At 60.4% G+C, this 21873-nt stretch carries 22 protein-coding genes and 1 pseudogene; all 23 read left to right on the top strand.

Annotated elements, in window-relative coordinates; all coding sequences use genetic code 11:
* Window positions 1-76: 76 nt before the first annotated feature.
* Window positions 77-1045 (top strand): adenosylcobinamide-phosphate synthase CbiB, encoded by a 969-nt coding sequence (cbiB, locus tag HB631_RS02440; RefSeq protein WP_213989707.1) that lies wholly within the window; start codon window positions 77-79, stop codon window positions 1043-1045.
* Between the two features lie 23 nt (window positions 1046-1068).
* Window positions 1069-1713 carry a cobalt-precorrin-8 methylmutase gene (locus tag HB631_RS02445; RefSeq protein WP_213989552.1) on the top strand — a complete coding sequence of 215 codons (645 nt, stop codon included), beginning with the start codon at window positions 1069-1071 and terminating at the stop codon, window positions 1711-1713.
* Complete coding sequence (gene cbiD / locus HB631_RS02450; protein ID WP_213989553.1) at window positions 1713-2834, top strand: cobalt-precorrin-5B (C(1))-methyltransferase CbiD; 1122 nt, start codon at window positions 1713-1715, stop codon at window positions 2832-2834. The genes HB631_RS02445 and cbiD overlap by 1 nt, the downstream gene beginning before the upstream one ends.
* A 203-nt stretch (window positions 2835-3037) precedes the next feature.
* Window positions 3038-3628, top strand: a complete 591-nt coding sequence (locus tag HB631_RS02455; protein WP_345945685.1) for a cobalt-precorrin-7 (C(5))-methyltransferase — start codon at window positions 3038-3040, stop codon at window positions 3626-3628.
* A gap of 38 nt (window positions 3629-3666) precedes the next feature.
* A complete protein-coding gene (locus HB631_RS02460; protein ID WP_213989554.1) occupies window positions 3667-4251 on the top strand; it encodes a decarboxylating cobalt-precorrin-6B (C(15))-methyltransferase in 585 nt (194 codons plus the stop codon).
* Entirely contained in the window at window positions 4248-5021 is a 774-nt protein-coding gene (locus tag HB631_RS02465; RefSeq protein WP_213989555.1) for a cobalt-precorrin-4 methyltransferase, read from the top strand. Before HB631_RS02460 ends, HB631_RS02465 begins: the two co-directional genes overlap by 4 nt.
* Window positions 5002-6075, top strand: coding sequence for a cobalt-precorrin 5A hydrolase (cbiG, locus tag HB631_RS02470; RefSeq protein ID WP_213989556.1), 1074 nt, complete (start codon window positions 5002-5004; stop codon window positions 6073-6075). The genes HB631_RS02465 and cbiG overlap by 20 nt, the downstream gene beginning before the upstream one ends.
* Window positions 6075-6812 (top strand): precorrin-3B C(17)-methyltransferase, encoded by a 738-nt coding sequence (locus HB631_RS02475; RefSeq protein ID WP_213989557.1) that lies wholly within the window; start codon window positions 6075-6077, stop codon window positions 6810-6812. Before cbiG ends, HB631_RS02475 begins: the two co-directional genes overlap by 1 nt.
* A gap of 170 nt (window positions 6813-6982) precedes the next feature.
* Window positions 6983-7789 carry a precorrin-6A reductase gene (gene cobK / locus HB631_RS02480; protein WP_213989558.1) on the top strand — a complete coding sequence of 269 codons (807 nt, stop codon included), beginning with the start codon at window positions 6983-6985 and terminating at the stop codon, window positions 7787-7789.
* Window positions 7790-7792: 3 nt separating this feature from the next.
* Window positions 7793-8581: a sirohydrochlorin cobaltochelatase gene (locus HB631_RS02485; RefSeq protein ID WP_213989559.1), complete on the top strand. Its 789-nt coding sequence runs from the start codon at window positions 7793-7795 to the stop codon at window positions 8579-8581.
* Window positions 8578-9294: a cobalt-factor II C(20)-methyltransferase gene (locus tag HB631_RS02490; RefSeq protein ID WP_213989560.1), complete on the top strand. Its 717-nt coding sequence runs from the start codon at window positions 8578-8580 to the stop codon at window positions 9292-9294. The genes HB631_RS02485 and HB631_RS02490 overlap by 4 nt, the downstream gene beginning before the upstream one ends.
* A 58-nt stretch (window positions 9295-9352) precedes the next feature.
* Window positions 9353-10894, top strand: a complete 1542-nt coding sequence (locus HB631_RS02495) for a cobyric acid synthase (protein ID WP_213989561.1) — start codon at window positions 9353-9355, stop codon at window positions 10892-10894.
* Between the two features lie 109 nt (window positions 10895-11003).
* On the top strand, window positions 11004-11576 hold the full coding sequence (gene cobU, locus HB631_RS02500; RefSeq protein WP_213989562.1) for a bifunctional adenosylcobinamide kinase/adenosylcobinamide-phosphate guanylyltransferase: 573 nt from the start codon (window positions 11004-11006) through the stop codon (window positions 11574-11576).
* A complete protein-coding gene (cobS, locus tag HB631_RS02505) occupies window positions 11573-12322 on the top strand; it encodes an adenosylcobinamide-GDP ribazoletransferase (protein WP_213989563.1) in 750 nt (249 codons plus the stop codon). Before cobU ends, cobS begins: the two co-directional genes overlap by 4 nt.
* A gap of 16 nt (window positions 12323-12338) precedes the next feature.
* Window positions 12339-12941 (top strand): adenosylcobalamin/alpha-ribazole phosphatase, encoded by a 603-nt coding sequence (locus HB631_RS02510; protein WP_213989564.1) that lies wholly within the window; start codon window positions 12339-12341, stop codon window positions 12939-12941.
* 20 nt (window positions 12942-12961) lie between these two features.
* On the top strand, window positions 12962-14017 hold the full coding sequence (gene cobT, locus HB631_RS02515) for a nicotinate-nucleotide--dimethylbenzimidazole phosphoribosyltransferase (RefSeq protein WP_213989565.1): 1056 nt from the start codon (window positions 12962-12964) through the stop codon (window positions 14015-14017).
* Between the two features lie 407 nt (window positions 14018-14424).
* Complete coding sequence (locus HB631_RS02520; protein WP_213989566.1) at window positions 14425-14967, top strand: helix-turn-helix domain-containing protein; 543 nt, start codon at window positions 14425-14427, stop codon at window positions 14965-14967.
* Window positions 14968-14976: 9 nt separating this feature from the next.
* Window positions 14977-16059 carry an HlyD family secretion protein gene (locus HB631_RS02525; protein ID WP_213989567.1) on the top strand — a complete coding sequence of 361 codons (1083 nt, stop codon included), beginning with the start codon at window positions 14977-14979 and terminating at the stop codon, window positions 16057-16059.
* 50 nt (window positions 16060-16109) lie between these two features.
* Entirely contained in the window at window positions 16110-17654 is a 1545-nt protein-coding gene (locus HB631_RS02530; RefSeq protein ID WP_213989709.1) for a DHA2 family efflux MFS transporter permease subunit, read from the top strand.
* A 251-nt stretch (window positions 17655-17905) separates the two neighbouring features.
* On the top strand, window positions 17906-18493 hold the full coding sequence (locus tag HB631_RS02535) for a TetR/AcrR family transcriptional regulator (RefSeq protein ID WP_213989568.1): 588 nt from the start codon (window positions 17906-17908) through the stop codon (window positions 18491-18493).
* A gap of 252 nt (window positions 18494-18745) precedes the next feature.
* Window positions 18746-19948: an MFS transporter gene (locus tag HB631_RS02540; RefSeq protein ID WP_213989569.1), complete on the top strand. Its 1203-nt coding sequence runs from the start codon at window positions 18746-18748 to the stop codon at window positions 19946-19948.
* Window positions 19949-20011: 63 nt separating this feature from the next.
* On the top strand, window positions 20012-21343 hold the full coding sequence (locus HB631_RS02545; protein WP_213989570.1) for an LLM class flavin-dependent oxidoreductase: 1332 nt from the start codon (window positions 20012-20014) through the stop codon (window positions 21341-21343).
* Window positions 21344-21435: 92 nt separating this feature from the next.
* Window positions 21436-21747 (top strand): annotated as a pseudogene (locus HB631_RS02550) (helix-turn-helix domain-containing protein); the annotation flags it as partial.
* Window positions 21748-21873 lie beyond the last annotated feature (126 nt).

Consider the following 21873-nt stretch of genomic DNA (forward strand, 5'->3'; position numbering starts at 1 on the left):
CCGTCATATCCTTAGACGCGGTAATCACCACGGCCGATGCCGGCATGCGGCCTTTGGTACGGGGAGGCGCGGCATGTTGACTCTCAGCGCCTATATTGCCGGTTATTTTCTCGATTTGTGGCTGGGGGACCCGCCGCATTGGCCGCACCCGGTACGCTGGATGGGCAACGCCATCAGCGGTATGCAACGGCTCATTCGCCGCTGTTGCCGCCGGGAGTCCTTGCTCTATCTGGGCGGCGGCGTGCTGTGGCTGACGGTAGTGGGGGGAACCTGGCTGATATCGGACCTGCTGCTGCGGTTGCTGGCCTTTTCTCCCTGGCTGCAATGGCTGGCGGAGGTCTGGTTAACCTATACCCTGCTGGCCACCCGCTGTCTGCGCGACGCCGCCATGGCGGTGTATCAGGCCCTGCGGGCGGACACCCTGGAAGAGAGCCGCCGGCAGCTCTCCTATATCGTCGGACGCGATACGCAGCATTTATCCCGGCCGCAAATCATGCGGGCGGTGGTGGAAACCGTGGCGGAAAACAGCGTCGATGGCGTTATCGCTCCGCTGTTTTGGCTGTTCATCGGCGGCGTGCCGCTGGCCATGGCCTACAAGGCGGTAAATACATTGGATTCCATGGTGGGTTACCGGACGCCGAAATACCGGGCCATCGGGTATGTCTCGGCAAAACTGGATGATGCGGCCAACTGGCTGCCGGCGCGGCTGGGCTGGATGGTGCTGGCGCTGTCGGCGGGAGCGCTGCGCCTGGACGGGCGCGGGGCCTGGCGTATTGGCTGGCGCGACCGCCATCAGCATAAAAGCCCCAACTGCGCCTGGTCGGAAGCTACGGTGGCCGGTGCGCTGGGGGTACGTCTGGGGGGGCCCAACCGCTATTTCAATGAATGGGTGGAAAAACCCTGGATAGGAGAGGAAACCCGGGAAATCCATCTGGATGATATCACTTGCGCCATTCGCCTGATGTACCTGGCTTCCGCCATGACTCTGGTATTGCTGTGCCTGCTGCGTATTGTCGCGGCACATTATCTGCAACTACATCCGTAACAACGCCCGGAGCGATGAAAAGAATGCCTTATATCAAGCAACCGCAGCAAATCGAACAGACCAGTTTCGATATTATCCGGGACATTATTGCCCGCGAGCGGCCTGAATTTCATTTCTCCGATCCCTGGCAGGAGAAGATTATCCTGCGCGCCATTCATACCAGCGCGGATTTCGACTGGCTGGATATCCTGCATTTTTCCGCCGGGGCCCCGGGTTGCATAGCCCAGGCTCTGGAGGCCGGCTGCACGCTGTATACCGATACCACCATGGCGCTGTCGGGCATCAATAAGCATGAACTGACCCGTCTGGGCTGCCAAATACGCTGTTTTATCGGCGATGAGCAAGTGGCGTTACAGGCGTGCCGGCAGGGTATTACCCGGTCCATGGCGGCGGTGGACCGTGCGGTCAACGAACCGGGCAAAAGCCTGTTTGTGTTCGGCAATGCGCCCACGGCGCTGTTTCGTTTACTGGAACATCAGGCCGCGGGCACCGGCATCCGACCGGAAGCGGTTATCGGCGTGCCGGTGGGGTTCGTCGGCGCCGCCGAGTCCAAACAGGCGCTGGCGGAAAGCAGCCTGACCTGTATTGCCGCACTGGGGCGCAAAGGGGGCAGCAATATCGCCGCCGCCATCGTCAACGCCATTCTTTATCAACTGCGGGAGGCGTGATGGACGAGGTGATCTGGCACAACGGCAAGGCCTATCGCAAAGGCTATACCACCGGTTCCTGCGCCACCGCCGCGGCGAAAGTGGCCGCGCTGATGCTGCTGCGCCAGCAAATCATCGACAACGTCTCCATCGTCACCCCGTCAGGCGCCACGCTGCACCTGAACGTGGAACTGCCGCTGATAAGCCCGGCGCAAGCCACCGCCGCCATCCGTAAAGACGGCGGCGACGACGTGGACGCCACCGACGGCATGCTGATTTTCGCCCGGGTGCGCCTGCGCGGCGACCCGAGCATTATCATCGACGGCGGCGTCGGCGTCGGCCGGGTCACCCGCAAGGGTATCGGGCTGGATATCGGTCAGGCCGCCATCAATAAAACCCCCCGGCAAACCATAGAGGCGGCGGTACGCGAGGTGATAGGCCCCGGGCGCGGCGCCGATGTGGAAATTTTCGCCCCCGAAGGAGAAGAGCGGGCGCGGAAAACCTACAACGGCCGGCTGGGCATTCTGGGCGGCATTTCCATTATCGGCACCACCGGCATCGTTACGCCGATGTCCGAGGAGAGCTGGAAAAGTTCGCTGTCGCTGGAGCTGGGCATGAAACGGGCCGAAGGGCGCGAGCGGGTGATTCTGGTGCCGGGCAATCACGGCGAGCGTTTTGTGCGCGAGCAGCTGGGGCTGGATCCAGGTGACGTTGTCACCATGAGCAACTTTGTCGGTTATATGCTCAAGGAGACCGAACGGCTGGCCTTCCGGCAGGTGCTGGTGGTGGGGCATTTCGGCAAACTGGTTAAGGTGGCGGCGGGCATTTTCCATACCCACAGCCATATCGCCGACGGGCGAATGGAAACCCTCATCGCCTGGTTGGCCCTGTGCGACGCGCCCCATGAGCTGATGCACCGGGTGGCGGCCTGCCTCACCACCGAGGAAGCCATGACGCTGATAAACGACGCCGGTTGGCAACGGGTCTATCCGGCCATTGCCCGGCGGGTGGCGGAGCGTATGACCGAGCTGTTGCGTTTCTCTCCCCGGCCGCCCCGCTGCGATGCGCTGCTGTTCTCTTTCGATCAGCAGGTGTTGGGCAGCAGCCGGCCGGTGGCGGAATTGACGGAGGCGTTCCGATGAAAGGGGAAACGGCGCCGGCCGGGGATATGTCCTTGGACGACAAGGCATACAGCACCGCCGCAAGCGGTGAACCCCATGCGGACGTGAATGAGGGCCGGCGAGGCGTCTCTGACTCAGATAGCGCCGCCGCAAGCGGTGAATCCCCTCCGGCCCTGGCCGAATACTGGTCCGGGGTTAGTCATTCCGAAAGTTCCCGCCTGAGCGTGGTGGGACTGGGACCGGGGGATGTGAATTATCTGACGCCCCGGGCCAGGGAGCTGATAAACCGCTGTGAAGTGCTTATCGGCAGCCCGCGCCAGCTGGCCTGTTTCCCGGACTTTCACCAGGAGAAACGGCCGTTGGACGCCAACCTCCCGGCCCTGGCCGCCTGGCTGGCAGCCCACCGGGAGCAATGGGTGGTGGTGCTGGCGTCCGGCGATCCCATGCTGTACGGCATCGGCGATTACCTGAGCCGCCATGTCGACGGTTCGCCGCAGGTGGTGCCCGGCATCAGCGCGGTGCAATACCTGTTCTCGCGCCTGGGGCTGTCCATGAACGACATTTATCTCACCAGCAGTCATGGCCGCGAGCCGGATTTCGATTTTGTATTGCAACACGCCAAAGTGGCCATGATGACCGACCGGCATATCGGCCCCTATGAAATCGCCGGCCAGATCCTGGCGCGCGGCCTGCGCCGTACCCTGGTGGTGGGGGAAAATCTTTCCTATCCCGACGAGCGTATTCATATTCTCTCCCCTGACCGGGTGGCGCGGGAGTACGCCATGAACGTGGTGGTGATCCTTGATGAACAATAAAAAGACAGCGGATGCCGTCCCTCCGCAGAGAAAACCCGATGAAAGATGAAGATTTTATCCGCGGCGCGGTGCCGATGACCAAACGCGAGGTGCGCCTGGTAGCGCTGGAGCGGCTGGAATTGGCGCAAGCGCGGCTGATGGTGGACGTGGGTGCCGGCACCGGCAGCGTGGCTATTGAAGCCGCCTGTCGTTACCCAGAGCTGAACGTGGTGGCGGTGGAGCGTAACGCCGAAGCGCTGGACCTGATCCACCGCAATTGCGACAAATTCAATCTCCGGCGGGTACGGATCGTAGACGGCGTGGCGCCATTGCCGCCGACGCTGTCGGCATCACTATCGTTACAACGTAACGTCGATGCAGTATTTATCGGCGGCAGCGGCGGTGACCTCGAACAGATTATCCACTGGGCCGCCGATCTGCTGGCGCCGGGCGGACGGCTGGTGATTAACCTCATTCTGCTGGAAAACCTCAACGAGGCGCTGAGATATTTAACCACGGGGGGATTTAGCCAGCCCGACTGTATACAAATTCAGGTGTCGTCCCTGACCCGCCTGGGTAACGGACACTATTTCAAGCCGAACAATCCCGCTTTTATTCTTTCCTGTCACAAGGAGAACGTATGACAGAGTCCTTTGATCGACGGTTGGTGTGGTTTGTCGGCGCCGGACCGGGTGACCGGGAGCTTATCACCCTCAAAGGGTACCGGCTGCTGTGCCGGGCCGATGTGGTGATATATGCCGGTTCGCTGATTAATCCCGCGCTGCTGGAGTATTGCAAACCGGAGGCGGCGTGTTATGACAGCGCCGGCATGACCCTGGAACAGATTATCCGGCGGATGCAGCAAGGCATAGCCGCCGGGGAGCTGGTGGTGCGGCTGCAAACCGGCGATTTGTCTTTGTACGGTTCGATCCGCGAGCAGATTGAGGAATTGGGTAAGCTGGAGATTGGTTTTAGCACCGTACCCGGCGTCAGCGCGTTTCTCGGCGCGGCGGCGCAAATGGGGGTGGAATATACCGTGCCCGAAGTGTCCCAAAGCCTGATTATCACGCGCATGGAGGGCCGTACGCCGACGCCGGCCCTGGAGTCCCTGGAGTCTTTCGCCGCTCATCGCACATCCATGGCGATTTTCCTGTCGGTACAGGCCATTGAACGGGTGGTGGAGCGTCTGATGGCGGGGGGATATCCCGCCGACACGCCGGCGGCGGTGATTTTCAAGGCCACCTGGCCGGAAGAGAAAACCGTACGCGGGACGTTAAGTGATATCGCCGGCCTGGCCCGGGCGGCGGACATCGGCAAAACCGCGTTGATTTTGGTCGGTGCCTTTATGGGCGACGAATATCATTATTCCAAACTTTATCACGCCGGATTCTCTCATGAATATCGTCAAGCCTGAGTCGGTCGCCCTGTTTTGCCTGACGCCGGGAGGCATTCGGCTGGCCAAAAAATTGTCCGCCCGGATACCCATGACCTGTTTTACCAGCCAAAGCCTGCTGGAGCCGGGTTTCGAGCCGTTCCGCGGCACCTTGTCGCAAACCGTCGCCGAAATTTTTCACCACTATTCGGCATTGATATTTATCTGTGCCACTGGACTGACGGTGCGGGTGATAGCGCCGGTTATCAAGGACAAATTCAGCGATCCGGCGGTGGTGGTGCTTGACGACCAGGGACATCATGCCATCAGCCTGCTGTCCGGCCATATGGGGGGGGCCAATGCGCTGACCCGCTATATCGCCGGCCTGGTGGGCGCCGCGCCGGTGATTACCACCGCCACCGATGTCAATCAGCTGGCGGCGGTGGATATGCTGGCGCAGCAGCTGAACGCCACCATGACCGACTTTCGCGAGAACAGCAAAAAGCTTAATCAATTGCTGGTAAGCGGCGGCAAGGTCGGGCTGTTTTGGGACCGGACCTCTCTGGCCGCCGTCAAGATGCACTGGCCGGAGGAGTATTGCGATACCCGCGGACTGATTCTGGTGACCGATCTGGACGACATGCCGGAGCTGGACGCACTGCTCTATGTCAGCCTGCGGGATACGGTGCCGGAGCTGTCGGTGCCCGTATACAAACTGGTCCCCCGCTGCGTGGTGGCCGGTATCGGCTGTCGGCGCGATACCCCGCCGTCCACGGTGTCGCGGCTGCTGAACCAGCAGTTGGCCAGCCAGCATATCGACCCCATGGCGCTGAGCGCCATCGGCAGCGTGTCCATCAAACAGGATGAGCCGGCGCTGCGCCATCTCGCCAATCAGTGCTGCGTTCCGTTTGAAACCTACTCCATCGAGGTGCTTAAACCGGTGGCGGCGCGTTTCCCGGTATCCGAATTCGTTCGCCGTATCATCGGCATCGGCAGCGTTTCCCAACCCGTCGCCTGGTTGATGAGCAATGGTCGCCTGGTGGGCGACACGCTGCGCACCCAGGGCGTCACCATCACTTTAGGAGTATCTTGCTGATGCTTTATGTCGTAGGTATCGGTCCGGGCAACCAGGGCGCCATGACCCTGGAGGCTCTTGACGCCATCCAGGATGCCGACATCATTGTCGGTTATAAAACCTATACCCACCTGGTAAAACACCTCACCGGCGATAAACAGGTGATCAAAACCGGCATGTGCAAAGAGATAGAACGCTGCCAGGCGGCCCTGGATCTGGCGGCCACCGGCAACAAAGTGGCGCTGATAAGCAGCGGTGACGCCGGGATTTACGGCATGGCCGGGCTGATTCTCGAACTCGTCACCCAGCAGCGGCTGGACGTCCAGATAAAGCTTATCCCCGGCGTCACCAGCAGCACCGCCGCAGCGTCGCTGCTGGGGGCGCCGCTGATGCATGATTATTGCCATATCAGTCTCAGCGACCTGATGACGCCGTGGCCGGTGATCGAAAAACGCATCCTCTGCGCCGCGCAGGCGGATTTCGTCATCTGCTTTTACAACCCCCGCAGCCACGGCCGAAAGGATCACCTGGCCAATGCCTTTGCGGCGCTTCGGCGCTACAAACCCGCCGAGACCCCGGTGGGCGTGGTACGCGCCGCCGGGCGCAAAAAACAGGAAAAATGGCTCACCACCCTCGGCGACATGGATTTTGAACCGGTGGACATGACCTGCCTGGTGATTGTCGGTAATCAGGCCACCTATTGCCGGGACGGCCTGATGATCACTCCCCGCGGTTATCAATTTGAGACGGCGGAATAAACGGGTTTACGTGATCGAGTCATCGGCAAAATATCACGGAGTCATTGAGGAGGGGCAGGATGCTGGAAGAGTAAACCGTCCGCGCCATGGACGGCGCGGATCGAGCCTCCATGGATGGATTCACAGCGTGTTTACGGATCCAGCATTTTGCTCCGACCGGTCACCTATCAATGTTTCACCTAAGAGGAATAAATATCAATATCCATATTCTCGGCGGCACCTCGGACGCGCTGGCCTTATGCCGGATATTAACGCGCCGGGGAGTGCCCTACAGCCTGTCGGTGGCCACCGCCACCGGTGAGTCGCTGGCGGCGGCGGTGGGCGGCGCACGTCAGGTCGGACGGCTGGATATCGCCGGTATGATGGAGTGGCTGCGCTGCGCCGACCGGGTTATCGATGCCTCCCATCCCTATGCGGAGCAGGTCTCCCGCACCCTGGCCGATGCCTGCCGGCAGCGGGGCGTGCCGTTGACCCGCTATGAGCGGCCAAGCGACATCGACGCCATCGCCCATCCCGGCCTGTTCCCGGTGGACAGCATTGAACAGGCCTGTGAACGGGCCGGTCAGTTCGGGCCGCGGGTGCTGCTGACCACCGGCAGCAAGCAGTTGGCGGATTACGTACGGTTGCTGCCGGGCAAAACACTGATAGCCCGCGTACTGCCTTTGGCCGACATCCTTGGCCAATGCGAAGCCCTGGGACTGGGGGTAAACCAGATAGTCGCCATGACCGGCCCGTTCAGTCCTGAGCTGAACCTGGCCTTATACCGCCACTACCGGCCGGATGTCATGATTACCAAAGAGTCGGGCCGGGAAGGGGGATATGCCGATAAGGTACGGCCCTGCCTGGAAGAGAATATTCCCTGTGTGGTCATCCGCCGCCCGGTCATGCACTGGCAGGATGTGATTTCCACGTCGGACGATTTTGAACGGCGCCTGGATCGGTGGCTTACCGCCGAGGGCGACAGCCTGAAGGAATAATGTATGAAAAAAGCGCTATTGACCGTGAGTTTCGGCACCACCTACAGCGACGCGCGGATCCGGAATATCGAGGCCTGCGAGCGCCGGCTCGCCGGGGCCTTTCCCGACCGGACTCCCTTTCGCGCCTTTACCTCCGGGATGGTACTGCGCAAACTCGCCCAGCGTGACGGGCTGGTCATCGACTCGCCGACCCAAGCGCTGGAAAAGCTCTGGCAGCAGGGCTTTGAGGATGTGGCTATTCAATCCCTGCACATCATCAACGGCGATGAATACGAAAAGATTGTCCAGCATGCCGCAAGCTGGCGCAGTCGCTTCGCCGCCCTCTACATCGGCGCGCCGCTGCTCAATCACCAGCGGGATTATGGCCGGCTGATAGGGGCGCTGCGGGCCCAGATGCCGCCTCTGGCAGATGACGAACGGGTAGTGTTCATGGGACATGGCACCGGACATCCGGCTTTCTCCGCGTATGCCTGCCTGGATCATATGCTGGACGCCGAGGGGATCCCGGCGCTGGTGGGGGCGGTGGAAAGTTACCCCGATCTGGATTTGGTTATTGCCCGGCTGAAAAGACAGCGGGTACGCAACGTTCATCTGATGCCCCTGATGCTGGTGGCCGGCGATCACGCGGTCAACGACATGGCTTCAGATGAGCCGGGTTCGTGGAAAAGCCGTCTGGAACAGGCCGGTTATCACTGCCGCTGCCATGTACAGGGGCTGGGGGAAAATCCTCTGATTCAACAGATGTTCGTCGATCATCTGCTGGATCGTTTACCCGAGGAGGCGATGCTATGAGCGGCACCCTTTACGCCATCGGCACCGGCCCGGGCGCCCCGGATTTAATCACCGTGCGCGGCGCGCGCACCCTGGGCATTTTGAATATCCTCTACGCCCCGGCGGGGCGCAAGGGCGGCGACAGTCTGTCTCTCAGTATCGTGAACGAGTATCTTTCCGATCGGGTGGAAATTAAAGCCCGCCATTTTCCCATGAGCCTGGATACGGCGGAAAAAGACGCGGTATGGGATGCGGTGGCCGAAGAGATGGCCGCCGACGCGGAAAAAGGCAAACGGGTGGGTTTTATCACCCTCGGGGACGCCATGCTTTACAGCACCTGGGTCTTTCTGCTGGCGCGCCTGCGGCACCGCGTCACCATAGAGATTATTCCCGGCGTTACCTCTTTCGCCTGCATCGCCGCCCGCGCCCAGGTGCCGCTGGCGATGGAAAGCCAGTCACTGGCGGTCATGGCCTGCACCGACGATGAAGACGCGCTGGAACAGGCGCTGATTACCCATGATTGCGTGGTGCTGATGAAGGTCTACGGCCGTTTTGCCCGCATCCAGGCGTTGCTGCGGCGGTTGAATTTGCTGGACCACGCCCTGCTGATGGCGGATGCCTCGCTGCCGCAGGAGCAGTGTTTCTTCGCCCTCGGCGATATGGCGGCGGATCGGGTTTTACCCTATTTCTCCACCGTGCTGGTGAACAAGCGCTGGCCGGTGAAAAGCGCATGATACATTTTGCCAAGGAGTGCAGCCGCCGGACGGTTTGGCATTTTTCCAAGGATTCTTTATGACACTCTCGATCATGTTGCAAGGCACCGCGTCCGATGTGGGTAAAAGCGTGCTGGCGGCGGGGCTGTGCCGGATTTTCGCCCAGGACGGCTATCGTACCGCGCCGTTCAAGGCGCAGAATATGGCCCTCAATTCCTGGATCACCCGCGACGGAGCCGAAATGGGCCGGGCGCAGGTGTTCCAGGCCGAAGCGGCGGGTATTGAACCGGACGTGCGGATGAACCCGGTGCTGCTTAAACCCACCAGCGATCAGAAATCCCAGGTGATTGTCATGGGCGAGGCGCTCTGCCATATGAACGCCGTGGATTACCACCAGTACAAACCTCAGCTGCGCCAACGGGTGGGGGAAGTTTACCGCAGCCTGGCGGCGGATCACGATGTCATCGTATTGGAAGGGGCGGGCAGCCCGGCGGAAATCAACCTGCGGGATCGCGACATCGTTAATATGGGCATGGCGGAACAGGCCGGCGCACCGGTGCTGCTGGTGGCGGATATCGATAAAGGCGGCGTGTTCGCCGCGATTTACGGCACGCTGGCGTTGCTGCGTCCGGAAGAAAAAGCGCGGGTAAAGGGCGTGATCATCAACAAGTTCCGCGGCGATCCGGCCCTGCTGCAACCGGGCATCCAACAGATAGAAGCCCTTACAGGCGTGCCGGTGCTGGGGGTTATGCCCTGGTTTGACGAACCGCTGGAAGATGAAGACGGCGTCGCCCTACAGGGGGATAAATACCGCCGGGACCTGGGGCGTGATCTGGATATCGCGGTGCTGCAATTACCCCATATCGCCAACTTTTCCGATTACAACGCCCTGGCGGTTCAACCCGACGTGCGGCTGCGTTATGTTAAACGCGGCACCCCGTTGGGCGTGCCGGACCTGCTGATTATTCCCGGCAGTAAAAATACCCTCGGGGATTTGCATTATTTGCGGGGCAACGGCATTGACGAAGAAATCCACCGCGCCCACCGCCAGTGCGTGCCGATCATGGGCATCTGCGGCGGTTTTCAGATGCTGGGGCGGCGGGTCAGCGACGGTATGGAATCCGGGCTGGAAGAGGCGGAGGGGCTCGGCTTGCTGGATTGTGAGACCCATTTTGAACCCCGCAAGGTGACCACCCAAGTGGAAGCCGACGTGCTGGCATTACCCAACGGGGTGTTCGCCGCCGGCGGCGGACTTAGCCTCAAAGGCTATGAAATCCACATGGGCCGGACTACCCTGGGGACAGGCGTCCGTCCTTTCGCCTGCCTGACCCGACAAAACGGCCGGGCGTTGCGCCAGGACGACGGAGCCATTAACGATCGCGGCGACGTGGCCGGCAGCTACATCCACGGCCTGTTCGACACGCCGCTGTATACCCGGGCACTGCTGGATGCCCTGCGGGAGCGGCGTGGGCTCAGCCCGTTGAATATGCCGGTGATGGGCTGGCAGGAGCGCAAGCAGCACTCTTTCGACGCCCTGGCGGCGCAGATGCGCGCCCACATCGACATTACCGCGATTTATCGCATTATGGCGGCGCAGGCCGACGCGGAGACCGCTAAGTGATCAGCAAAAACAGCATAATACCCGGCTGCGCACCGAAAGACTGTATGCAAAAGCCAGGCTTTTGTTGCGCTGAAGGGGCCAACGAATCCCAACATCCCGGGGCGGTAATATGATTCTTATCACCGGCGGCGCGCGCAGCGGCAAGAGCAGCCTGGGGGAAACTCTGGCGCGGCGGCAGAACGGGGCGGTGCTGTATATCGCCACCTCCCGGATCACGGATGGGGAAATGGCGGCGCGGGTGGAGCAGCACCGCCGCCATCGCCCCGCCCACTGGCTGACCTGGGAAGGACACCGGGATCTCCATCAGGTGATCCGCGCTCATGACGAACAGGTGAAGGTAGTGCTGCTGGAGTGCGTCACCACCCTAATCACCAATCTGTTATTTGATGAAGCGGGAGAAACGCCGCCGGAAGCCATGGATTTTGACGCCATCGAACGTCATATTATCCGGCAGACCGACCTGCTGCTGGCGGCCTGTGCCGAGGTGAAAAGCCAGGTTATTCTGGTCACCAACGAGCTGGGCATGGGTATTGTGCCGGAAAATCTGCTGGCCCGCCGTTTCCGGGACATCGCCGGGCGGGTCAACCAGCGGCTGGCCGCCGCCGCCGAAGATGTTTGGCTGGTGATTTCCGGCATCCCGGTACATATCAAGGGTGCCGGCGTACAGGGGGCGGTGGCATGAAACAGCTCTTTGCCGCCATGCAGTTTTTGACGCGCCTGCCGGTGCCGGCGCGCTGGACGGCGGATTTGCCGCTCAGTTCCTACGCCCGCGGCGTCATGTGGCTACCGGTGGTGGGGCTAATGGTGGGCGCCCTGTGCGCGCTGACCTTTACCCTGGCCCAGCGCCTGTTCGGCACGCCGGTGGCGGCGTTCCTGACGGTAATGGCCAACGGCATGGTCACCGGCGCCTTTCATCTCGACGGACTGGCGGACACCTGCGACGGCATCTTCTCGGCGCGCAAGCGCGAACAGATGCTGGAGATTATGCGCGACAGCCGCATCGGCACCAACGGCGCGCTGGCGCTGATTTTCTCCGTCGGGCTGCGCACCGTGGCGCTTACCGCCCTGGACGGACATCCCCTCGGCGCGCTGCCTTTTATTATAACCGCTCCCATTATCAGCCGGGCCCTGATCACCATACTGATGTATCACCAGCGTTATGCCCGTGAAAACGGCCTCGGCAACGTCTATATCGGTAAAATCAGCGGTGAATCCTTCGCCCTGACCCTGCTTATCGGCATCCTGCTGACCCTGCTTATCGCCGGTCTTACCGGCGGTTTGGCGGCGCTTGTGGTGGCCGTGCTGTCCTTTGCGTATCGCGGCAAAATCAATCGCACCCTCGGAGGCCAAACCGGCGATACCCTCGGCTGCGGCGTTGAACTGTTCGAATGGCTGTTTTTGCTGGCCGCGCTGGGGGTGATGGCATGAGACGGGAGAGAGCAGCATGAATCTGTATCTGGTGCGGCACGGCGAGACCCAGGCGAATTACGACGGGGTCTATTGCGGTTTGAGCGATATCTCCCTGACGCAAAACGGGCGCTGGCAGTCACAGCACGTAGCCTGGCAGCTCTCTGAGGTGCCGTTCGACCGTATCCTCGTCAGCGCCCTGCGCCGTACGCGGGAAACGGCGACGATCCTGCGCCCGGACCAGCAGCCGGAATCCTCGCCGGAGTGGAATGAAATGGCTTTTGGCGAATGGGAGTTGCGTCATCACCACGATTTACGCCGGGACGACCCGGAGCGCTATCGCGCCTGGTGCGATGATTGGCAGCACGCCGTTCCCCCCGGTGGCGACAGCTTCCAGGATTTCTCCCGCCGGGTAATGGATGCGACCAAACGCCTCATCGACGACCCGCAGACCGGCAATATCCTGCTGGTGGCCCACCAGGGCGTATTGAGCATCCTGCTGGCTACCTTGCTGGGACTGCCTCCCGACGCCATGTGGCATTTTCGCTTCCGACAGAATGCCTTTAGCCAGGTCACCCTGACGGATGGATTTTGCGTAGTGACATGTTTAAACGACAGCGGCCGGAAAACCGCCTCTTAACCGCTTTTTCAGGAGATTTCATGAACACACTGCAACAGGTTATTGACGCCATCCGGCCGCTGGATCCCGTCGCCATGACGGCGGCGCAGCACCGGCTGGACGGTTTGCTCAAGCCCCCCGGCAGCCTTGGCCGCCTGGAACAGCTGGCCGTCCAGCTGGCGGGTATCATGGGCGGGCGGCCGCTTAGGTTTGAGCGCAAACAGATCATGGTGATGATTGCCGACCACGGCGTCTATGAAGAAGGCGTAGCGGTTTCGCCGCGCATCGTTACCGCCATCCAGGCGGAGAATATGGCAAAAGGCATTACCGGAGTATGCGTGCTGGCGGCCAATGCCGGCGCGCGGGTCACGGCGGTGGATTTGGGTATCGACAGCGACCTGCCGCTCCCCGGTCTGGTGGATCGGCGCATGGGCCGGGGCTGCGGCAATATCGCCGTCGGTCCGGCCATGAGCCGCGCCGAGGCGGAAAAGGTCCTGGAAATCGGGGCGGCGCTGGTGTCGGAACAGGCGGCCCGGGGCGTAACCCTGTTCGGCGTCGGCGAGCTGGGCATGGCCAACACCACTCCCGCCGCGGCGCTGGTGAGTGTCCTGGCCGGCGTCCCGGCGGGGGATGTGGTGGGACGGGGCGCCAATCTGCCGGTGGAACTTCTGCAACACAAGACCGAGGTGGTGGAACGGGCCATCTCCGTCAATCGTCCCGACCCGCGGGACGGCGTGGATACGCTGGCCAAGGTGGGCGGGTATGATCTCGGCGGCATGGCCGGCGTTATGCTGGGGGCGGCCGCCGAAGGACTGCCCGTGATCCTGGACGGGTTCTTGTCCTACGCCGCCGCCCTGGTGGCCTGCCGTATCGCACCTCAGGTTCGCCCCTACCTGATTCCTTCTCATCTTTCCGCCGAAAAGGGGGCCAAAATCGCCCTGGCGCAGCTGGATCTCCGTCCTTATCTTGATTTAGAGATGCGACTGGGTGAAGGCAGCGGCGCGGCGCTGGCCATGAATCTGGTGGAGGCCGCCTGCGCCATGTATAACGATATGGGCACCCTGGCGGCCAGCGAGATCGTACTGCCGACCAAATAACGCCCGCGGCGGGCCAGGCCCGCCGCCACCCAGGGTAAAACCGAGCGTGTTAAAGGGAGACCGTGCTGATGGGGTCGAATCGGGCATGGTTTTTCCGCTCGACCGAGTGCCACATGGCTCGGTAGGCCCGCCATCACCGATCGTGCAGCGAGCGTGTTAATGAGAGCGTCTCATGGCATTCTAGGCCCGCTTACGCTGAATCTCTAAGCGAACATATGTCAAAAGCCCGCTACACGCCGGGCTATCCGCTATTGTTACGCACTTTAAACATCACCTCACAGACGCTGATTCTCTCCCTCCCATCCCCGGCAAATTTTTCATCGATAGAAATATCACTTGCATCTTGATAGTAACTTCGTCTACATTACTATCAACTTGATAGTGACTAACCACCGGAGCCGGTTATCATGAACAAAACAGATTTCAGCGATATACCTTGTCCCGTCGCCAAAAGCCTGGCCAGAGTCGGGGAGTGGTGGAGCATTTTAATCCTGCGGGACGCCTTTTACGGGCTCACGCGTTTTTCCGAATTCGAAACCAGCCTGAAAATCGCCCCCAACATGCTGACCCGCCGTCTCAATGACCTGGTGGAAAACGGCCTTATGGAGCGCAGACCCTGCAGCGAAACACCAACCCGTTTCGAGTATCACCTGACGCAAGCCGGCAACGATTTCCGGCCGGTCATCTGGGCGCTGGTAGCCTGGGGCAACGCCCATTTTTCGCCGGAGGGACCGGCATCGATACTGGTTAACCGGCATACCGGCGTACCGGCGCGGCCGGTGCTTATCGATGCGGTTACCGGGGAAAAAATCACCACCGAACACTATCGGGTGGGACCGGGGCCGGCAGCCAGCGAACAAATGCGCTACCGCATGGATTTTCAGCGCTTAAAGCAGGAAGCCGGCAATGAAAACCTGCGTTTCAACCCTCCCAGCAAAGCCGATGCTTAAGGAAAACCCATGAACACTCCCCAAAACGGACCGGAAGGACAAAAACCTCGCCCCAAAAAACGCCATACGCTGACCCTCGGGTTGGCGGTGGCCGGCGCGGCGATCCTGATGGGTTACGGCTATTATTGGTGGACCCAGAGCCGCTTCGTGGAAAGCACCGATGACGCTTATGTGGGCGGCGATATCACCACCATCAGCGCTAAAGTGGCGGGGTATGTGGCGAATATCGCGATCACCGACAATCAGGCGGTGCGGGCCGGCGAGCTCCTATTGCAGCTTGATGATCGGGATTACCGGGCGGAGCTGGCCAAAGCGGAAGGGGAGATAGCCGCCCAGCAGGCGGCGCTGGTGAACCTTTCCTCCAACCGTAGCCTGAAGGAAGCCCTGGTTGAACAGGCCCGAGCCACCATCGCAGGCAACGACGCGCAGACTCTACGTACCCGCGACGACCTTGCGCGGTACAAAACACTGCAAAAAGGGGATGCCGTCTCGGTACAAAGCCTGCAACAAGCCGAGGCCGATTATCGGCAAGCTGTAGCCAACGGGCAGCAGGCACAGGCGGCCTTGCTGGCGGCCCAACGCCAGCTGGCGGTGATCGACAGCCAGAAAGGGCAGATACTGGCCGCCCTGGATCAAGCCACGGCCGGTCGCGATCTGGCCAAACTGAATCTTGAATATACCCGGATCCGTTCCCCCATCAACGGGGTGGTGGGCAATCGCCGGGCCAGGCTGGGAGCCTGGGCCGGGGCCGGCAGTCAATTGCTGGAAATCATCCCGGCGCGGGGACTGTGGGTGGACGCCAATTTTAAAGAAGATCAGCTCGGTGAAATGCGGCCGGGTCAGCGGGCCACCGTTCGGGCCGATATCCGTCCGGGACGGCTGTTCCATGGCACGGTGGCCAGCCTGGCGCCGGCCACCGGCGCGCAGTTCAGCGTCCTGCCGACGGAAAACGCCACCGGCAATTTCACCAAAATCGTCCAGCGTGTGCCGGTACGCATCAATCTTGATAAAGATGACGGCACCCTGGGGCTGCTGCGTCCCGGCCTGTCGGTGACCGCCGCCATCGACAGCCGCGACGGGGAACGTCCATGAGCGGCACAACTGCTTCCGTGTCGTCCGCCGTCGCGGCCCTGCCGGACGGTATGACGGTGATGGGCAAAGTATTCGCCTTTTCCACCATGTGCGTCGGCATGTTTATCGCCCTGCTGGATATCCAAATCGTTTCCGCCTCCCTAAAGGATATCGGCGGCGGATTATCCGCCGGCACCGATGAAACCGTCTGGGTACAGACCGCCTACCTGATTGCCGAGATTATCGTGATCCCCCTTTCAGGCTGGCTGGCGCACGTCATGTCCACCCGCTGGCTGTTCAGCGTTTCCGCCATTGGTTTTACCCTCTCCAGCCTGCTGTGCGGCTGGGCCTGGAATATCCAGAGCATGATCCTGTTTCGCGCCATGCAGGGCTTTCTCGGCGGTTCGATGATTCCGCTGGTCTTCACCACCGCCTTTATCTTTTTCACCGGCAAGCAGAGGGTCTTCGCCGCCGCCACCGTCGGCGGCATCGCGTCGCTGGCCCCGACCCTGGGGCCTACGGTGGGGGGATGGATTACCGACAACTACTCCTGGCACTGGCTGTTTTTTATCAATCTGCTGCCGGGAACCTTTGTCGCCGTGGCGGTTCCCCTGATGGTCAAAATCGACCGGCCTAATCTCTCCCTGCTGCGGGGCGCCGATTATCTGGGCATGGTGCTGATGGCCTTAAGCCTGGGCTGCCTCGAATATACCCTGGAGGAGGGGCCGCGCTGGGATTGGTTCAGCGACAGCACCATCACCGCCACCGCCTGGATTTCCGCCGTGGCGGGAATACTGTTTATCTGGCGCTCCCTGGCCTTTGCCCGGCCGATTGTGGATTTGCGGGCGCTGAAAGATCGAAACTTCGCCCTCGGCTGCTTTTTCTCGTTTATCGCCGGTCTCGGCATTTTCGCCACCATCTATCTGACGCCGCTGTTTCTCGGCCAGGTCAGGGGATACAGCGCCTTGCAAATCGGTGTGGCGATTTTTTCCACCGGGGTTTTCCAGATTTTATCCATCCCCCTCTATTCCTTTTTCGCCAACCGCGTCGATCTGCGCTGGCTGCTGATGTTCGGCCTGGCCTGCTTTGCCTTTTCCATGTGGAATTTTATGCCCATCACCCACGACTGGGGCGCAAGGGAACTATTGATACCCCAGGCGTTTCGCGGCATGGCGCAACAGTTTTCCGTCGCGCCGGTGGTGACCTTGACCCTCGGCGGCCTGGCGCCGGAACGCCTGAAAATGGCCTCGGGATTATTCAACCTAATGCGCAACCTGGGAGGGGCTATCGGTATCGCCTGGTGTGCGACGTTATTAAACGATCGCACCAACCTGCATTTTTTCCGGCTGGCGGAGTCCCTTGCCAAGCCCAACGAGGCCATGAATTCCATGCTAGATACCCTGTCGGCACGGTTTATCCAGCTCGGTTATGACAGCTCTTCCGCCGCCACCGCCGCGCTGCAGCAGCTCTGGACGCTGACCTACCGCGAAGCGCGCACCCTGACCTTCGGCGATACCTTTATGGCCATCATGATCTGCTTTATGATTGCCACCGCCATGGTGCCGCTGATGCATAAAATAGGCAAACCCGCCGCGCCTTCCTCGGCGGCCCATTGATACCAGCCCATGTCGGCGGTGGATATCCGCCAATTACACAATGGGTGATATGCGCGATGGGGCGAGGGAAAGTGAGTATAGTCACGGATAATACGCCGCGCCGGAACCGCCGTTGCCAAACGACGCGGCCAAATGTGACCGAACGGGCTGTCCGGGTGGCCCGATGTGGCAGAACGGGCTGCCTGGCCTTGCTTAATATGACCGGTCGTACTTATAATCGGGCCGTATTTGTTTTCAAGAGACGTTAACCCATGGCAAAACCAAGCGTTCGCGACAGGATTGTCGACGCCGCACTGGATCGGTTCCACACCCTCGGATTCAGCGCATGCAGCGTGCAGGATATCGTGGATACCGCCGGGGTACCGAAAGGCTCATTTTATAATTACTTTAAAGCCAAGGAATTGCTGGCCCTTGAGGTATTGAGCATCTACGGCAAGGATTGCAATCGACAAATACTGTCCGACACCGGTTTGCCTCCCATCGATCGCTTACGCGGCCATTTTGAATTCATGGCTGCCTATTACGCCGAATTCGGCTATGAAAAAGGCTGCTTAATCGCCAATCTCGCGGCCGAAATGTCCGATAACACCCCTTTGTTGCGCCAGGCCATCGGACAGTCATTGGAAAAATGGACCGCGGACGTGGCCGCCACCCTCCATGAAGGGCAGTTGGACGGCAGTATCGTTCCTACCCTGGATGCGGAAAAAATGGCCCGGTTCCTGATCAACAGTTGGGAAGGGGCGGTGGTGCGCATGAAAATTGTCCGCTGCCGGCAGCCGCTGGAGGATTTTTTCGCCGTGGCGTTCCCGCTGCTGCTGACCCGTCCCACCGCGCCATAAGATTTTTTCAAGAGAACATTTTCAGCCCTCGCTTCGACCGGCCTTGGCAAACACGGTCTTCCTTTAACATGCTCGTTGCACGCTCAGAATAAGCGGGCCCGCCGCACCATGGGGCGTCTGTCATTGAAGAACAGGGCGAGGTTTATGCGATCATGAAAAATAATACGGTCGGTCATATTTTTATTGACGATAATAATACGCACATCCATACTGATTTCCCTGATTCACATTTTTTTAACCCGGGAACCTTGCATGACGGGGATAACGATGATACTTGGACAACGGGCCAGTTTTTGGGTCGCCGCGGCAGTGGTTGCGCATACCATATGGACCAGCGCGGCGCCGGCGATGACCTATCCGCTGTATGCAGTGGAATGGGGGCTGAATACGACCCAGACCGCCACTATTTTCGCCATTTATCCCATTGTTGTGGTGGGCATGCTGATTTGTTTCGGTGATATTTCCGATTACATCGGACGCCGCACTACCATGCTGCTCGGGCTGGCGGCGTCATTCCTGGGGGTATTGCTGTTTGCCGTCGCCCCGGATTTGTGGTGGATTTATATCGGCCGGGCGTTTATGGGGGTCGGCGTCGGTCTCTCCGCCGGACCGGCCACCGCGGCCATGGTTGAATTCAGCGCCGCCGGCCAGGCCGGAAAGGCCAGCGCCATCGCCACGGTGGCCCAATCCGCCGGCTTGGCCCTGGCCACCCTTATCGGCGGCGCGCTTATCGAATATGCCCCGCTGCCCACCCGGCTTAATTTCTGGCTGTTACTGGTAATAATCGCCCTGATTTTCAGCGCTGCCTGGTTTTTACCCGGGCACACCAGCGCCGAGGCGAAAGGCCGCTGGCGGCCGAAAACCCCCTCAATCCCCCGTGAATTAATACCGGTGTTTATCTCATCGGCGGCGGCGGTGGTCAGCGCCTATGCCATCGGCGCCCTGGGCTTGTCCCTGGGCGCGCAAATCGCCCGCGACCTGATAGGGTCCGGGAATGTCATGCTCAACGGCGCCACCCTCGCGGTGTTCGCCGTTGCCTCGGGGGCCACCGGGCTGGTAGCCAAAGGCCTGACATCCCGCTCGGCCATTGCTCTCGGGGTGGCGGCTTCCGCCTGCGGCATGGGCCTGCTGGCCTGGTCGGTGGCGGAGCACTCCCTGGTGATTTTCCTGGCTTTCCTGCTGATGGCGGGCATGGCCTATTGTCTTATGTTTATGGGCGGGCTGGGTTTGATCAATATGTTCGCCCCCAGCCACCATCGCGGCGGAACGCTGTCGGCGCTTTATCTGGTGGCGTATCTGATACAGGGCGGCTTTGCGCTGACCCTCGGCTCGGTGGCCACTCATTGGAATCTGGCCACCGCCATTGACGCGGGCGCCGTCGTTATTCTGCTGGTAAGCCTGTTCACCGGCGTTTTTTCCACGCTTCTCGGCACTAGGGCGCGGGCCATGGCTTGACAGAACGGCTGAGCGTTGGCATTTATTCGCTAACCATTTCTTCGCTAATCAAGAGGTGATGTTATGGACTCATCCCGCCAATTGCATCTGGGCGCCTTTATGCGACCGGTGAGTATTCATACCGGCGCATGGCGTTATCCCGGCGCGTATCCGGATGCCAATTTCAATTTCCGCCATCTGCGGGAGTTCGCGCGCTGCCTGGAAGCGGCCAAGTTCGACGCTTTTTTTATGGCCGATCATCTCGCGGTGCTGAACATGCCGCTGGATGCCTTGAAACGCAGCCATACCGTCACCTCGTTTGAACCCTTCACCCTGCTGTCCGCCCTGGCGGGAGCCACGGAGAAAATCGGTCTGGTGGCCACGGCCTCCACCACCTTTGACGAGCCTTATCATATCGCGCGCCGTTTTGCTTCCCTTGATCATCTCAGCGGCGGTCGGGCGGGCTGGAATATCGTCACCACCGCCAATCCCGACGCCGCGCTGAACTTCGGTTATGAAAACCAAATGGATCACGATGCGCGTTATATCCGCGCCCGGGAGTTTTATGATGTGGTCACCGGGCTGTGGGACAGTTTCGCCGATGACGCCTTCTTATGGGATGTGGAACAGGGCATTGTTTTTGATCCCAGCCGCATGCACGTATTAAATCATAAAGGCGCGGCTTTTTCAGTGCGCGGCCCGCTCAATATCGCCCGACCGGTGCAGGGCTGGCCGGTTATCGTTCAGGCCGGGGCTTCCGAAGCCGGGCGCCAGTTGGCGGCGGAAACCGCCGAGGTTATTTTCGGCGCCGAAGCGTCATTAGCCGCCGGTAAGGCGTTCTATGCCGATATCCATCGCCGGATGGCGGCGCTCGGCCGCCATCCGGGATCGCTCAAGATCCTGCCGGCCGCCTTTGTGGTGGTGGGGGATACGGTGGCCGATGCCCGAGCGAAACGCGCTCACCTGGACAGCCTGGTGCACTATGACAGCGGCATAGGTTCGCTGAACGGCATGTTGGACTTTGACGTCTCCGGTTTTGATCCGGACGGGCCGCTACCGGCAATTCCCCCCACCAATAGCGGCAAAAGCCAGCAGCAGCGTATGCTCGATCTCGCCCGTTCCGAGCATCTGACCATCCGTCAACTGGCGCAAAAAGCCGGCAGCTACGCCGGGCTGGCGTTTGTCGGCACGCCACAGACCATAGCCGATGAAATGGAGCAGTGGCTGACTGAGCAGGGGTCAGATGGGTTTAACGTGATGTTTCCCTGGCTGCCGGGCGGGCTGGAGGAGATGGTGGAGCAGGTGGTGCCGGAATTGCAGCGGCGCGGCATCTTCCGCCGGGATTATACCGGCACCACCCTACGGGATCATCTCGGCTTGGCGCGTCCGGCGAATGCGTTTTTCCGTCAGGAATGAAAATATTATCGTTCGTTAATAAAAAGAAGTTGACTATCAATACGACCGGTCATATTGTTAGTACATCATTATCTTTTGCGGAGAAAATCGCGATGAATCAGGAAGTCATAATTCGAGACTTACAGGACTGGCTGGAAAATAATCTGGACAAGTCCTTATCGTTAGATGAGGTCGCCGCAAGATCGGGTTACTCAAAATGGCATCTGCAGCGCATGTTCCGTAGCGTCACCGGCAATGCGTTGGGCTCTTATATTCGTACCCGCCGGCTGTCCCGTGCGGCGACGGAGCTTTGCCGGCATGATCAGAGTATCCTTGATATCGCGCTGCAAAGCGGCTTTGATTCCCAGCAATCCTTTAGCCGGGCGTTCAAGCGTCAGTTCAGCCAAACCCCGGGCGCCTACCGGTCGCAAATGGCTTACAACGGCTATCCCTATGGGGAATATGCCGACAGAAGGTATGCGGACAAGAAGGCCAAGAACAAGATTGGAAGTCAGGAACCTCAGCCGGCGTGGTAGCGCCAGGCATGTAAA

Origin of the sequence: Sodalis sp. dw_96, assembly GCF_018449575.1 — a bacterium.
Lineage (GTDB): Bacteria > Pseudomonadota > Gammaproteobacteria > Enterobacterales > Enterobacteriaceae > Acerihabitans.

What these genes read in the sequence shown, in the direction of transcription:
- HB631_RS02445 (WP_213989552.1), top strand. Translation starts at nt 1,069, where the DNA reads ATGCCTTATATCAAGCAACCGCAGCAAATCGAACAGACCAGTTTCGAT.
- cbiD (WP_213989553.1), top strand. Translation starts at nt 1,713, where the DNA reads ATGGACGAGGTGATCTGGCACAACGGCAAGGCCTATCGCAAAGGCTAT.
- HB631_RS02460 (WP_213989554.1), top strand. Translation starts at nt 3,667, where the DNA reads ATGAAAGATGAAGATTTTATCCGCGGCGCGGTGCCGATGACCAAACGC.
- HB631_RS02465 (WP_213989555.1), top strand. Translation starts at nt 4,248, where the DNA reads ATGACAGAGTCCTTTGATCGACGGTTGGTGTGGTTTGTCGGCGCCGGA.
- cbiG (WP_213989556.1), top strand. Translation starts at nt 5,002, where the DNA reads ATGAATATCGTCAAGCCTGAGTCGGTCGCCCTGTTTTGCCTGACGCCG.
- HB631_RS02475 (WP_213989557.1), top strand. Translation starts at nt 6,075, where the DNA reads ATGCTTTATGTCGTAGGTATCGGTCCGGGCAACCAGGGCGCCATGACC.
- cobK (WP_213989558.1), top strand. Translation starts at nt 6,983, where the DNA reads ATGTTTCACCTAAGAGGAATAAATATCAATATCCATATTCTCGGCGGC.
- HB631_RS02485 (WP_213989559.1), top strand. Translation starts at nt 7,793, where the DNA reads ATGAAAAAAGCGCTATTGACCGTGAGTTTCGGCACCACCTACAGCGAC.
- HB631_RS02490 (WP_213989560.1), top strand. Translation starts at nt 8,578, where the DNA reads ATGAGCGGCACCCTTTACGCCATCGGCACCGGCCCGGGCGCCCCGGAT.
- HB631_RS02495 (WP_213989561.1), top strand. Translation starts at nt 9,353, where the DNA reads ATGACACTCTCGATCATGTTGCAAGGCACCGCGTCCGATGTGGGTAAA.
- cobU (WP_213989562.1), top strand. Translation starts at nt 11,004, where the DNA reads ATGATTCTTATCACCGGCGGCGCGCGCAGCGGCAAGAGCAGCCTGGGG.
- cobS (WP_213989563.1), top strand. Translation starts at nt 11,573, where the DNA reads ATGAAACAGCTCTTTGCCGCCATGCAGTTTTTGACGCGCCTGCCGGTG.
- HB631_RS02510 (WP_213989564.1), top strand. Translation starts at nt 12,339, where the DNA reads ATGAATCTGTATCTGGTGCGGCACGGCGAGACCCAGGCGAATTACGAC.
- cobT (WP_213989565.1), top strand. Translation starts at nt 12,962, where the DNA reads ATGAACACACTGCAACAGGTTATTGACGCCATCCGGCCGCTGGATCCC.
- HB631_RS02520 (WP_213989566.1), top strand. Translation starts at nt 14,425, where the DNA reads ATGAACAAAACAGATTTCAGCGATATACCTTGTCCCGTCGCCAAAAGC.
- HB631_RS02525 (WP_213989567.1), top strand. Translation starts at nt 14,977, where the DNA reads ATGAACACTCCCCAAAACGGACCGGAAGGACAAAAACCTCGCCCCAAA.
- HB631_RS02530 (WP_213989709.1), top strand. Translation starts at nt 16,110, where the DNA reads ATGACGGTGATGGGCAAAGTATTCGCCTTTTCCACCATGTGCGTCGGC.
- HB631_RS02535 (WP_213989568.1), top strand. Translation starts at nt 17,906, where the DNA reads ATGGCAAAACCAAGCGTTCGCGACAGGATTGTCGACGCCGCACTGGAT.
- HB631_RS02540 (WP_213989569.1), top strand. Translation starts at nt 18,746, where the DNA reads ATGACGGGGATAACGATGATACTTGGACAACGGGCCAGTTTTTGGGTC.
- HB631_RS02545 (WP_213989570.1), top strand. Translation starts at nt 20,012, where the DNA reads ATGGACTCATCCCGCCAATTGCATCTGGGCGCCTTTATGCGACCGGTG.